At 69.5% G+C, this 11,892-nt stretch carries 16 protein-coding genes; 5 read left to right on the top strand and 11 right to left on the bottom strand.

All coding sequences use genetic code 11. The features are described 5' to 3' along the window. Positions 1-109: 109 nt before the first annotated feature. Together Q5425_RS43980 and Q5425_RS43975 are read right to left on the bottom strand one after the other, a co-directional pair. Positions 110-853 carry an STAS domain-containing protein gene (locus Q5425_RS43980; RefSeq protein WP_308678394.1) on the bottom strand — a complete coding sequence of 248 codons (744 nt, stop codon included), beginning with the start codon at positions 851-853 and terminating at the stop codon, positions 110-112. Between the two features lie 420 nt (positions 854-1,273). After that, positions 1,274-1,948 (bottom strand): fasciclin domain-containing protein, encoded by a 675-nt coding sequence (locus tag Q5425_RS43975; RefSeq protein ID WP_308678393.1) that lies wholly within the window; start codon positions 1,946-1,948, stop codon positions 1,274-1,276. Between the two features lie 801 nt (positions 1,949-2,749). Between Q5425_RS43975 and Q5425_RS43970 the strand changes: the two genes are divergently transcribed. From Q5425_RS43970 to Q5425_RS43955, 4 genes are all read left to right on the top strand, one after another. After that, positions 2,750-3,127 carry an STAS domain-containing protein gene (locus Q5425_RS43970; RefSeq protein ID WP_308678392.1) on the top strand — a complete coding sequence of 126 codons (378 nt, stop codon included), beginning with the start codon at positions 2,750-2,752 and terminating at the stop codon, positions 3,125-3,127. A 207-nt stretch (positions 3,128-3,334) separates the two neighbouring features. After that, the gene (locus Q5425_RS43965; RefSeq protein WP_308678391.1) at positions 3,335-3,796 is read left to right on the top strand and encodes a DUF4383 domain-containing protein; all 462 of its coding nucleotides are present in this window, start codon (positions 3,335-3,337) and stop codon (positions 3,794-3,796) included. Positions 3,797-4,112: 316 nt separating this feature from the next. Beyond that, positions 4,113-4,265: a hypothetical protein gene (locus tag Q5425_RS43960; protein WP_308678390.1), complete on the top strand. Its 153-nt coding sequence runs from the start codon at positions 4,113-4,115 to the stop codon at positions 4,263-4,265. A 48-nt stretch (positions 4,266-4,313) separates the two neighbouring features. Beyond that, on the top strand, positions 4,314-4,937 hold the full coding sequence (locus Q5425_RS43955; RefSeq protein WP_308678389.1) for a hypothetical protein: 624 nt from the start codon (positions 4,314-4,316) through the stop codon (positions 4,935-4,937). A gap of 971 nt (positions 4,938-5,908) precedes the next feature. Here the strand turns inward: Q5425_RS43955 and Q5425_RS43950 are convergent. The 6 genes from Q5425_RS43950 to Q5425_RS43925 form a co-directional block, all read right to left on the bottom strand. Further along, a complete protein-coding gene (locus tag Q5425_RS43950; protein ID WP_308678388.1) occupies positions 5,909-6,442 on the bottom strand; it encodes an alkaline shock response membrane anchor protein AmaP in 534 nt (177 codons plus the stop codon). 29 nt (positions 6,443-6,471) lie between these two features. Then, on the bottom strand, positions 6,472-6,999 hold the full coding sequence (locus Q5425_RS43945; RefSeq protein ID WP_308678387.1) for a DUF6286 domain-containing protein: 528 nt from the start codon (positions 6,997-6,999) through the stop codon (positions 6,472-6,474). Next, complete coding sequence (locus Q5425_RS43940) at positions 6,996-7,373, bottom strand: Asp23/Gls24 family envelope stress response protein (RefSeq protein WP_308678386.1); 378 nt, start codon at positions 7,371-7,373, stop codon at positions 6,996-6,998. The genes Q5425_RS43945 and Q5425_RS43940 overlap by 4 nt, the downstream gene beginning before the upstream one ends. A gap of 6 nt (positions 7,374-7,379) precedes the next feature. Continuing rightward, on the bottom strand, positions 7,380-7,556 hold the full coding sequence (locus Q5425_RS43935; RefSeq protein WP_308678385.1) for a hypothetical protein: 177 nt from the start codon (positions 7,554-7,556) through the stop codon (positions 7,380-7,382). A 222-nt stretch (positions 7,557-7,778) separates the two neighbouring features. Continuing rightward, a complete protein-coding gene (locus Q5425_RS43930; RefSeq protein ID WP_308678384.1) occupies positions 7,779-8,246 on the bottom strand; it encodes an Asp23/Gls24 family envelope stress response protein in 468 nt (155 codons plus the stop codon). Between the two features lie 89 nt (positions 8,247-8,335). After that, positions 8,336-8,905, bottom strand: a complete 570-nt coding sequence (locus Q5425_RS43925; protein ID WP_308678383.1) for a hypothetical protein — start codon at positions 8,903-8,905, stop codon at positions 8,336-8,338. Positions 8,906-9,287: 382 nt separating this feature from the next. Between Q5425_RS43925 and Q5425_RS43920 the strand changes: the two genes are divergently transcribed. Next, positions 9,288-9,500: a hypothetical protein gene (locus Q5425_RS43920; RefSeq protein WP_308678382.1), complete on the top strand. Its 213-nt coding sequence runs from the start codon at positions 9,288-9,290 to the stop codon at positions 9,498-9,500. Between the two features lie 345 nt (positions 9,501-9,845). Here Q5425_RS43920 and Q5425_RS43915 read toward each other — a convergent pair whose 3' ends face one another. The 3 genes from Q5425_RS43915 to Q5425_RS43900 all read right to left on the bottom strand — a co-directional run bounded on the left by Q5425_RS43915 (position 9,846) and on the right by Q5425_RS43900 (position 11,627). Continuing rightward, the gene (locus Q5425_RS43915) at positions 9,846-10,280 is read right to left on the bottom strand and encodes an ATP-binding protein (protein ID WP_308678381.1); all 435 of its coding nucleotides are present in this window, start codon (positions 10,278-10,280) and stop codon (positions 9,846-9,848) included. A gap of 4 nt (positions 10,281-10,284) precedes the next feature. Further along, positions 10,285-10,668 (bottom strand): STAS domain-containing protein, encoded by a 384-nt coding sequence (locus Q5425_RS43910; protein WP_308678380.1) that lies wholly within the window; start codon positions 10,666-10,668, stop codon positions 10,285-10,287. A gap of 293 nt (positions 10,669-10,961) precedes the next feature. Then, the gene (locus Q5425_RS43900; RefSeq protein WP_396135374.1) at positions 10,962-11,627 is read right to left on the bottom strand and encodes a sigma-70 family RNA polymerase sigma factor; all 666 of its coding nucleotides are present in this window, start codon (positions 11,625-11,627) and stop codon (positions 10,962-10,964) included. Positions 11,628-11,892 lie beyond the last annotated feature (265 nt).

Here is an 11,892-nt window from a genome sequence, read left to right as displayed (position 1 = left end):
GCGACGGAGTACACCATCGCGAGAATCCGGTCGAGGTCGCCGACCTCGGAGCACCGGATCCACGGAGGTGCGACCCCGTCTGCTACGGCTTGTTCCGTCGTCCTGGTCATCAGCTCGGCTCCGCCGCGACGCCGTGCGCGATGCCCGCGAAATCCAAGGCCCTGATCAGCCGCTCGTCGGCGGTCAGCACACGCACGCCACACCGGACCCGGCCTCCGCGGGAAATGACGGCGTGCAGGCTGCCGACGAGATCCGCAATGGGCAACGTGCAGGCCGACACGTCGAACAGCACCACGCCCCGGCAAAGGTCGCACGCCTGTCGAAGCGCGTCGGTCACGGCCTCCGCATCGCCGCTTCGCGAACCGCCGGTGGCGGTCAGGAGAATCGAGCCATCCGCCACGACAGTCCGCAGCACCAGCCGGGGAGCCAGAGGCCGCTGGGGCAACGCGTCGTCGAGGGTGCGGTGCACGATCAAGAGCTGGTCCACCCCGGTGAGGTGCGTGGACCGCCAAGTCGTCCGCGAACCGGCGACTACGGCCAAGCGGGTTCGCTCACCGGCCAGATGGCGGGCGGCGACCAGGACCGACAGACCGGAACAGGCGAGGAACCTGATCGAGGTGAGGTCCACGACCAGCAGTGGCGGCCGCCGGCCGATCGCGTCGACAAGGGCCTCGCTGAAGGCCGAAGTGGTGGCGAGGTCGATCTCACCCGCTGCAGTGAGCACCACCGCGTCGCGTCGGCGAGTCACGGAGAGCCGCAGCCCTGGCGGGGACGGTGCCGGGCCAGGGTGGGCCCGGGCGATCGGCGACCTGGCCAGGACAGGTTCGAAGCCTTGATTTTCGGAGTGGTCCACGATCAGCTCCTGCGCGCTGGCTTCCGAGGCGGGAAACGCGGCCAGCTGTCGAACGGTGATCGTCGCGAGCGCGTGGTCTCGGCCCTCCCGGCGCGGTGATTCCAGGCTAATACTTCGCGGGAATCCCGGCGCGCTGGGACAGCGCGGCCGGCCACTGTGCCGGCGCGCGGAAGCCTTGGGGCTGCTCGACACCCGTGCGGTACGGCAAGCGACGTCCGCGGACTGCGGTCCGACGGCGAGCGTGCGGAACCGGAGCAGCAGAATCCGCTCGTCGTTCGCCGCGTGAGCAGCGCATGCCGCGGCTGGGTACGGGCGAGACCGGTCGCCGCCACAACCCTGGAGTGATTCGGCTGTGGTGACGACCGGCGGCCGCTGCCGGCGGGTCGCCCGCGACGAAGAGGCGGGCGGCCGGAGAACTGGCTACTTGTTGGCGCCCGGGGTCAGCACCTTGTCGATCACGAAGACCGTGGCGTTCTTGGTGGGGATGTTGCCGCACAGGATCTTCGCGCCGTTGACGGTCATGTTCTCACCGGTGCCCTCGATCTTCAGCGGCCCACCGGCGGTGTTCAGCGACTCCAGCGTCGTGGCAGTGGCCAGTCCCTTGGCGTCGTAGCGCTTGCCCACGACGTGGTACTGCAGGATCGGCGACAGCTCGGCCGCTTTGCCCGCCAACTCGGCGAACTTGGCATCACCGAGGGCGGCGAAGGCCGGGTCGGCCGGGGCGAACACCGTGATCGCCGGGGCACTGTTGAGCGTGTCGACCAGGTTGGTGGCCTTGACCGCTGCCACCAGCTTGGTCAGCAGCGGGTTGGTCGACGCGGCCGAGGCGACCGGCTGCGGGCCCATCGAGTCCAGCGAACCCGGCGCGGAACCCTGCGGCAACTGCGAACACGCCGGACCGAACACATCGGCATTGGTGGTCGTACCGTCGGCGGCGGCCATGCTGGAGGACGGCGCGGCCATCAAGGACGACGGCGCCGGAGCCGGGGCGCTGGAACTGCTGCCCGAAGAGGCGGTGTCGCTGCCGCTGCACGCGGTCAGCGTGAGCGCGGCGGCCGCGGTGAGACCGAGACCGGCAATACGAAGGTTACGCACGAAAATCACTCCAATTGATACGCGGCTGACGCGACCGTTCCGGTGAGCGCCTCTGTTGATCGGGTATTCGAGCTCCGGAGGGCGCCGGATTGGTGATCGGGAAGAAACTTCCTAGGCGGCGGTGAAGGTGACGTTGTGCCAGCCGGTGGCGCCGTCGGGGACGGTGTCCGCCCGCATGTCGGTCTGGGGGTAGCCGGACTCGGCAGACCTCGGCGCCTGCCCGGCAAACCGTGGGACATCGCAAACGCGCACCGCGGAGCCGGCCACCCACCGGGGAATGGCCGAAGTCCTTGCCGGCACGGCAAAGGCCGAGGGGATCACATCTGCCCACCCGCCGCATCGGTGCACCGCTGGTAGCTGTGCGAACTCCGCCAGGGGCCGGGGCGGTTGGCGCGGACCGAGTGGACATCGCAGCCGTCGAAAGCCGCCGGTGTGCACGGCCGCACCTGAAGGTCTCCATATCGTTGCATAAACGATGCAATACGGCAAGTGAGAGTCACCGTCGATGGTGGAGGCGTTCGATCATGCGGTGCGCCGCACGGCCCGGCCGAGCAGCCCGGGGCGTCGCAAGCCTTGCCGGGATGGGGATCCGAGGTGATCGCCGGGTGAGGACGGCTTCACCTCGTTGCTCCATCGAGGTGATAAGGAAATGCGGGACGGGCAGTGGTTGATCCTTCTATCAAGGCGAGCTACGGTAGCGCTGCGTGGTCGGCAGAACTGCCGCCGCCGCTTCCATCGCCGCGATCTGGCCGGGTCCCCGCCTGTCACGAGCGTCTGTCTCGTCGCCGTGCAGGGGATCCCATGGATCATTCACCGATCTGGGCTGACATCGGTCACCACGGGCTTTTGTCTTTCACGACCGCCCGTCCCGAGCCCGGGGTGGCGATCGTGGCGATGCGAGGTGAGCTGGATCTGGCCACCGCTCCGCTGATGGCGGACGAATTCGACGCGGTCCGCCGCACACGACCCAAGAGCCTGGTCGTGAATATGTCCGGCGTGGTCTTCCTGTCGTCGACGGGTATCGGCACGCTGCTTGACCTCTACGACGAATGCCGGCGTGATGGCACGGATCTGGTCGTGGTCGCATCGCCGCTCGTGCGACGCGTGCTGACGGTGATGGGTTTGACCGAACTGCCGGCCGTCGGTGGACAGCCGTCGGCGGAAGCCGATCGACGATGACTCGCGTGACGGCCTCCGTGCGCCTCAGTGGGTTTGCCGTCATTTCGGCGGGCTACCCGGCATCCCGGGCTGGTCGGCACCCCGCACCCTATCGATCACCGTGACCGTCGAGCAGTCCTCTCGCCTGGTTCACCGGATACGCCGGCACATCGATGCCCGCACGTTCACCTCTGCCGAGCCGCCGCGAGCGGCGCAGAAAGGAAGATCATGACTCGTTCCCCCGAAGCGACCCGCACCACGGCACGTTCTCCCGGCCAGGTGATCGCCACGGTGGTCGGGGCGGTGTTCCTGCTCGTCGGCCTCGGCGGGTTCATTCCCGGCCTGACCACCGGCTACGACCAGCTGACCTTCGCCGGGCACAACTCGACGGCCATGCTTCTCGGGCTGTTCATGGTGTCGGTCCTGCACAACATCGTGCACCTGCTCTTCGGCATCGCCGGCCTCGTCTTGGCCCGCACCTCCCGCGGCGCGCACGGCTACCTGATCGGCGGCGGGGTGATCTACCTGGTGCTGTGGCTCTACGGCCTGATCATCGACCACGACTCCGCCGCCAACTTCGTCCCGGTCAACACCGCCGACAACTGGCTGCACCTCGGCCTTGGCATCGGCATGATCGCCCTCGGCGCCGCCAGCGCGGCCCGATACCGGACCACGCCGCGCCGAGTCTGAGCGGCCTCCGCCCACGACGTACCGCTCGCCCGGTAGCCCCGAAGAACGACAGAGGAGAAGATGTGTCCGAGTTTCGTGCCGCAACCAGGGTGAACGCGGCGAAAGAAGAACTGTTCGACTACCTGTCCGAGGTCGGCAACCTGCCTCGGTACTTCGCGAGGATGACCTCCGCGGCACGAGGCGGGGGCGACGAGGTACGCACCTCGGCGGAACTCCCGGACGGTCAGCACGTCGCGGGTAAAGCCTGGTTTCGGGCGGACGCCGCCACCCACCGGATCGAATGGGGCGCCGAGGGCGCCAACAGCACCACGGCTCGTTGGAACTCCAGGACGCCGAAGACAGCACAGAAGTCGACGTCCGGATGCACACGACGCGCGTTCCCGACGGTGACGAAAACGTCCAGCGGGGCCTCGAGGACACCCTGGCGAACATCAAGCGCCTCGTCGAGCAACACAGTGCGGTCGGCTGATCGCCGTCGCCGTCGGATCGAACTCGATATCGAAAGTCGAGGCAGGCGATGACCACCCACGCCGGCTGGAAAACACAGGCCGCCATCTGCTTCTCGTTCGGCACGATCGGACTCGCCGGACTCCCGATCGGTGCCACGATCGGTTGGGCCGTACTGGCCGCGACGGCCGGGCTGTGCCTGGGACGCAGTGCGGGCGCGACCCGCTGCGTACGGCGGCTGACGGGCTGGACCGGGACTCCCGGCGGCTTGGGAGCCGCCGCCGCCGTCGGGATCCTCGCCGTTTGCCTGGTGGCCAGCGGGCTGGTCCTGATCTTCGGTGGCGCCGCGGCCACGGCGGTCGGGTTCGGCGTCGGAATCCTCCTGACGAGCCGACACCTTCTCGCGCGACAGCGGGCGCACAGGCCCGACCCGGCCACACGCACCACAGCGGCTCCGCCAGCGGAACCCAGTGTCGGCGAACTGCCGACCGACGAGCTGTGCCTCGCGTGGCGGCGGAGCTACCTCGCTCTGCACCGAGCCACCGATGAGGAAGCCCGGTACCGGCTGATTCAGCGGCGGCAGAAGTACCTCGACGAAATCGAGCGCCGGGACCGTGCCGGATTCGAACGGTGGCTGAGCAGCGGTGCCCGTGCGAGCGGCGATCCGCGGCGCTACCTGGCGGTCGACGGATGAGCTGTCTGTCGGCAAGGAGTTTGCCGTAGCCATGAATTCGCGCGCGTGGCGTACCGTCGTCGCGGTCGGTTTCCGGTTCTCGCTGGGGAACGACCTGCCTGCCGGAATCGTGGGTGTGGCTTTGTGCTGGGTGGTCGTCGTTTTCATCGTCATGTTGGTGCCGGCTCCCGGTAGGAACAATGCGGCCGGTCGAGGGAATGACCGAGGTTGAGCTGGGCGGCAACGACCGCTGCACCGTTGCCCATGCCCTGCTCGCGATCCAGCTCTGAGACGTTCCTGCCGGATGACACCGCGTTGCCGCTGTACCGGCGGCAACCATGATTCTGCCGCGAGGCCGGCCCGGACCGAGGCCGTCTCGCGTGTCTCCCACCGGTGTTCGGCCCGGCGTTCCGCGCGGAGGTCGGATCACCTCGATGTGCGCGGCGGCCGGCATGTCGAAACGGCACAAGTGCACCTCACGCGCGGTCGGGCCGGCGCCGGCGTTGCGTGGGGACGGCTGCTGCTCGAGGAACTGGCGACGGCGTGGGGCGTGCGGTGCGAAGGCGGAAGACTGGATGACGCGGGCCTGAGGTGTGCTCGGAGAAGCGTGGACCTCGGCGGTTGCGGTAACCGGTCGAAGGCCATGCCCGAGCGAGGATCACTACCGCGCCGCGGTGGCCGCTGCCTCGGCGCGGTGGCGACGGCAAGCGGTGCACACCATTGCCCGGCCGATCGTCACGCCGTCGCTCGTCACCAAACGGGCGACGTACAGCGTTCGGAGACCGCACGACTCGCACGGGATCGGTTCGGTGTCACGGCTGATGATCACTCGGTTCGGCACGGGGCCTCCTGGCCGGCGTCGAGACGGACGCTGGGCGGCGGCGGGGACTGGGCCAGACCGAAGCGTTCAAGGGTGGTTTGCGCATCACCGCGCAGCGCCAAGGTAGCTCGCCGCGTCGACGAGATCGACCGGTGCCGGCTGCCGACCCGGCTCAATGAGTGCGGGGGCCGTTCTTCACGGAGAAACGGAATTCGACGGTCACCGGCAGAGCGTCGAGATCGAGAGCCTGGCGCAACCTCGGGATTCCCTCGGTGCCGAGCCGGTGGCGGATCGTCGTGAGGTCGCCGTCGTGCTCGGCGGTGACGACCATGGCCATGGCCGGGGCGGCGTGCGTTCCGGCGAGAGTGGCATGGGCGGCGTGGACGCCGGGGTAGGTTCTCACCTCGTCGACGAACGGTTGGGCCGCGGTGCTCGCCGCCAGTTCGGTGCGTCCGGGCTCCGAGTCCGATTCCCAGTGCCACAAGTGGGTTTTGGGCTTGCGGACCAGTTGCGCGAGGAGCCAGCGCACCAGCGACACGCCCAAGACGACGGCGATCGCGACGACGATGTACAAGGCCCAGGTCGGCGGGTTCGCGGTGCCGGGCACGATCGCGGAACCCGGTTCGGGCGCCGGGAGCGTACCGAAGTGCGCCAATACGGCGAAAGCACCGGCCGCGAGCAGTACCGCTCCGACGAGCGCCAGCAAGGCTCGGTTGAGGCCGGCGGGACGGCTGGTCATGACGTGCTCCTGGCGGAGTGGACGCTGACCTTGACGCTCGGACGGGCGACGGGGGAGAGCTGGTCGAGTCGCCGTTCGAGTGCCCGGCGGACGGCGTCGGCGAGTCCGTCTGTGCTCGTGCGCCCCGTGGTCACCTCGGCGGAGACACTGCGACGCTTCAGCCGCACCCTCACCCGCGACACACCATCCACAGTGGACGCTGCACTGCGCAGGGTTGAGCGGTAGCTGCGTCGCGAAGCGCCGGAGTCCACTTCGCCCTCCAGCGGGAGCACGGTGAGCTTGCCCGGCAGCAATGCCGCCAGCAGCAGGATCACGCCCAGCAACGCGGATACCCCGCCCGCGACGGCGGGAACCGAATCGTTCCAATGGGTGTCGTGCAAAGTACGGGCGGCGGACTGATAGCTGAACCAGGGCGTCGTGGCGACGATCATCTGGATGGCCACGACGGCGACCACGACGCACGCGGCGAGCAGGACGACCGCGGTCAGGGTCGCGGGAGTGCTGCGGCGGGTCCGGCGCTTCATCGCACCCTCCTCGTGCCGGCGCTCCCGGAGTGCAGTGCGGTGACGACGATGTCCACTCGGGACACGATGAGCCCGGTGGACTCGCCGACCCGGCGCAGCAGATGCCGGCGCGCCTCAGCGGTGGTCTCGCCGACCGAGGCAGGATAAGCCACGGACAGCCGGACATCGAGGGTGGCCGTGTCGCCGCTGACTCTCGCGGTGACCGCGGCTCTCTTGTCCGGACCTTCGCCGCCGACGGCGACGCCGAGTACGCGGCTCGCGGTGCCACCGACGCCTTCGACCTCGGTCACGGCGTGAGCCGCGATCCGTTCGACGGTGGTGTCGGAGATGGTGAGCCGGCCGCGCTCTTCCGGTTTCGGCAAGGTGGTCGTCATCGCGGATCAGCCCCGGTCGCGGCCGCTGAGCTGGGACAGGTCGAGCTTGCCGTCGAGCACGCGCCCGGCCAGCAGGCCCAGTGCGCCGAGGACCAGCACGACCAGGAAGACGCCGAGGCCACCGATCGCGGCGGCGAAGCCGAGCGCGAGGCCGGTGAGCAGGCCCAGCTGGGTGTGGGTCATGGGTTTCTCCTTGCGGTGAACGGCCCGCCGAGGGGGAGCGGGGAACTGGTGCTCGGGGCGACGGTCACCACGATCGCAGCAGGGGGTGCCATGTCGCCGATCCGAACGGCCCGGCAGCAGAGTGGCGATCTCTCGCCGAACCGACCGCTGTGGAGGCCCGCCAGTGCGGGAGGGCCGTCACGGCGGCGGCGATGCGGTCGGCGTCGATCTCGACGCCCGGGGTCACTCAACGCGACCGATGTCGGGCGGGGTGTCGTCGTCCTCGTCCTGCCCGGGGATGTGCACGTCGGAGACGTTGATGTTCACTTCGACGACGTCCAGCCCCGTGGTCGCCTCGATGGCCGAGATGACGTTGCTGCGGATCGAACGGGAGAGGTCGACGATGGATACGCCGTACTCGACGAGAATCTGCAGGTCGACGGCGGCCTGGCTTTCGCCGACTTCGACGGAGACGCCCTGCGAGACCGAGGCGGACGCGCCGGCGATGCGCTCGCGGATCGCGCCGAACGCGCGAGCCGCGCCGCCACCGAGGGCGTACACCCCGGAGACCTCGCGGGTGGCCAGGCCGGCGACCTTCGCCACGACGGTGTCGGCGATGGTGGTGGTGCCCTGCGCCGAGGCCAGCTTGCCGGCGGTGGCTTTCTCGATCTCGACGGAGCGGGTGGGGGTCGTGATGGTGGGGGTCGTCATGATTTCTCCTGAAGGGTCCGGTCCGGTGCGGAAAGATCGGGGTGGCATGGTGCGTCGGCGGTCGTCAGGACCCGCCGGCCGCGGTTTCGTCACGCCGCGGTACGGAGCCACCGCGCCGGCTTGGCGATCGCTCCGGCCAGTTGCCGGCCGGGGCGCTGCTGCTCACCGGCCAGCGCCGTGAGCACCGAAACGCCGCCGGTCAAGGCCGGGATCAGCCACTGGCAGGCGTCCAGCTGCCGCTGGGTGTGCGCGATTTCCGGCGGGGTGGACTCCGCGGGCGTGGTGCCGCCTTCGACCGCCGTCCCCTCGGCGCCCTCGAGTTTCTTGCCCAGCGCCCGGCTGTAGGCGGTGACGAGCAGAGCGGCTCCGGTCAGGGTGAGCTTGGCGACGGTCTGGGCGGCCACTCCGCGCTGTCCGGCGACCCGGCTGCGGTTCGCCCGCAGCAGAGCGGCGCCTCCGACGAGGTGGGCGCCGATGGCGGCGGCGTTCACCGGTGTCCAGCGCGCCCAGCCGGCATTGGCGACTTTCAGGCGCATCTTGGCGTCGGGAAGGTCGGCAGCGGCGCCGTTGACGGCGACCGCTCCGGCGAGCGACCCGCCGAACCAAGCGGCCAGGCCGACGTCGTGCATGGCTCGGACAACAGTGTTGGTTGAGGACATGTTTTCCTTCCGTTCGGGATCAAGCGCTTCGAGCGCGCACACAGGAAGCCGGGCGTGCTGGGCCGGGGCCCTGGGTGCTCGTTCGCCCTGCTTTGACGGTTCGTTCTTCGCCGGCGCGGTCCGGTCGTGGTCACCGCTGCGTCGGGCGATCCCGGAAGACCGCGTTCGACGTCGGACCGTCGTCGCCGTTCCTCGGGTGATCATGAGAAGTCACGCGGACCTCTCCGGTGACATGAAACCGGACGTGGGTCACCGGGGTCCTGGGTGCGGTCAGAGCCGTGGGTGGCTCTTGGTAGGGCGGATGCCCCGCGGAAATCACCACAAACACATGATTTCCGCGAATTTTCAAGCGGTTCTGACCAGCACCTTCGCCTCGGTCGATGTGACGCCTGCGCGTCCGGACGTCGGGTGCACCCGGACCGGTTCGGGCAGTTCGCTGCCGGACGTCGACGGTGCGCTCGCCGAGCTGGCGTACGCGGTCGGCGAGCTGGGCTGCGACGGCGTCACGATCGAGACCAACGCCGGCGGCCGGTACCCCCGGCGACTGCACTCGGATCTTTCCCCGGCTGAATTCGGCGGGCCATGGGGAACATGACCCGGGCGCAGTGCCGTAGCTTGCCCGCCGACCAGCGACGTGGCTCGATCGCGAGGGAGGTCGAGGTTGCGGGACGCGTTCGCCGCCGAGTTGCAGGCGGTCGGGGTCGACAGGCGCCTGTCACCTGGTTCTCGGCCGTTCCGTGGCTGCTCGCCGTCACCGGAGGTTGGTCGCCGGCCGCAGCCGCGGGCCTGTGTGCCCTCCCGTCGTGGCGGCAGCAATGGCGGGGACGGGTGCGGTGGCCGCGTTGCGGCGCGCCGATGACCGTGTCGCGGTCATCGGCTGGGAAGAGCTGGACCGCTCAAGGTCTCGTTGAGCAGTGAGGACCGACCTCAGGTGCCGTCCCTACCGGTCGTGGGTCCAGGTCATCGTGACGGTGGTGCCGGCGGCGCTGGTCTCGATGGCGGCGTGGTCGGCCAGGGCGTGGATGAGCGGCAGGCCCCGGCCGCCACCCAAGAGGCCGGGGCGTGGAGCGGGACGCCATTGGCCGTGGTCGGTGACGGTCACGGTCACGGCATCAGCGTGGTTGTCCGCGTGCTGGGTGAGGGTGCCGGCGTGGCCGGGGTAGGCGTGGACGATGACGTTGGCCATGGCTTCGTATGCCGCCAGCAGCAGATCCTGCGCCCGCGGGGGCGGCAGGCTTGTCCGAGCCGCCCACGCGGCCAGGTCTTCGCGCAGGGCGCTCAACTGTCCGGGGTCGGCGGGCACGGCCCGGCACTGCAGGCCGGGTACGGCTGCGACACGGTCTTCGTCGCCGGGGTCGTCGGTGGTACGGGGCATCGCGTCAATCCACAGCGAGCGCGGCGGCGCGGGTGGGAAACACCTGCAGCAGCGAGTTCATCCCGGTCAACGTGATCGCGCGCCGGGGCATGCCGTCCTCAGGGGCGACGACCCGCAGTGCGGTGGCTGGGCCGGCGGCGTGGGCTTGGGCGAGGACTGACAGGCCGGTGGAGTCGAGGAACGAGACCTCGCTCAAGTCGACCACGAGCACCTGGGGGCGCCGCGTGAGTGCGGCGGTGACGGCGTCGGCCACCTGCCCCGAGGTGAGCAAATCGACCGCACCGGCGACGGCCAGCACGAGCAAACCGGGTAGATCTCCGGCTTCGTGCAGGCGCACTCGCACGTCGCCCTCAGGTTCGACGTACTGGTCGGTGGGGCCGGCGTTCACCGGGCCGGACCTGATCGGTCGGTCCTCGGCTTGCATCCTTTCCGCGTGCGGAGAACGTGGTCACAGCAGTGCCCACCCCTTGATACCTCTCACTCGGCCGGGTGAAACCCCGTTCCCGTGCCGGGGGATTCGTAGCGGTGTTCGAGCCGGAGATCGGCTTCCCCGCACCTCCACTCGTGAGCGGCGCTCGAGGAGGTTCACCGGTCGGCGAACCCACGGCCGTTTCGGTGACGCGAGCACCTCGCCGGCCCCGCACCGCGCCAGCGGGTCCACCACCGGCGAGCCGAGCATGATCAGCCCGCGCACCCGGTCCGGGCGGCGGGTGGTGGCCGGCCGGGCCGGGCCGCCGCCGCGGCTCCCACGGGGCCTGCCCGGACCGCAGTGGCAATGGCGTTCCGGACCTTCGCAGGCATCTCGGGTCGACGACGTTCACTGCTGATCAGGCCCCGGAGTTTGGTCGCGGCCAGCCGTACCCTCGACTTCACGGTGTTGAGCGGGATCCCCAGTGACGCGGCGATCTCTCTGTAGTGCACGCCGTCGACGTAGGCCTGCGTCAGCAAAGCGCGTTGTTCCGGCGTCAGTTGTGCCAGTGCGTCCCGGATCTGCCGGACCTCGACTCCGCCCAGCACGAGCTCGCTGGGATCGGGGTCCGTCGGGATCAGCGCCTGACGCGCGATCAACGTGTCGCGCTCCCGCGCCGCTTGCGCCGCCCGCACCCGGTCGACCGCCCTCCGGCGTGCGATCATCGTGACCCAGCGCGCTGCGGTGCCCTGGGCGCCGTTGAACCGCGCAGCCGTCGACCAGAGCTCGAGAAAGGTTTCTTGAGCGACTTCTTCGGACTGCGCGTGGTCTTGCACCACCGTGAACACGGTGTGGAAGACCAAGCCGAAGAACTCGCGGTACAAGAGCTCGAAAGCGGACCGGTCCCCGCCGGCCACCCGCTCGAGTAGTTCTTCCATGGACTCGTTCCAGCCTCAGTAGCCCGATCGACAAAAATGTCAAGCTGTTCAGCAGCGGGGGCTGGGCTGCCTCTTCACTGGGCGTTCGAGGCACTGCCGCGCCGAGCTTGGTCCGGCGGAACTGCGGCCCTTAGACCATAAGAGTGATTCCCGTGCGCGGTCGCTTCCCGGGATTTCGGCTCATTCGCCGACGTCACCGCAGGCCAAGGCGGTGGTCGCGCCGTTCTGCCGGAGGCGAGGGCGTGTCGGGAACATCCGCACCGCT

It is taken from the genome of Amycolatopsis sp. A133, assembly GCF_031082405.1.
Taxonomy (GTDB): Bacteria; Actinomycetota; Actinomycetes; order Mycobacteriales; family Pseudonocardiaceae; genus Amycolatopsis.
The sequence above is the reverse complement of the archived record's forward strand: the minus strand, read 5'-3'. Positions and strand labels throughout refer to the sequence as shown.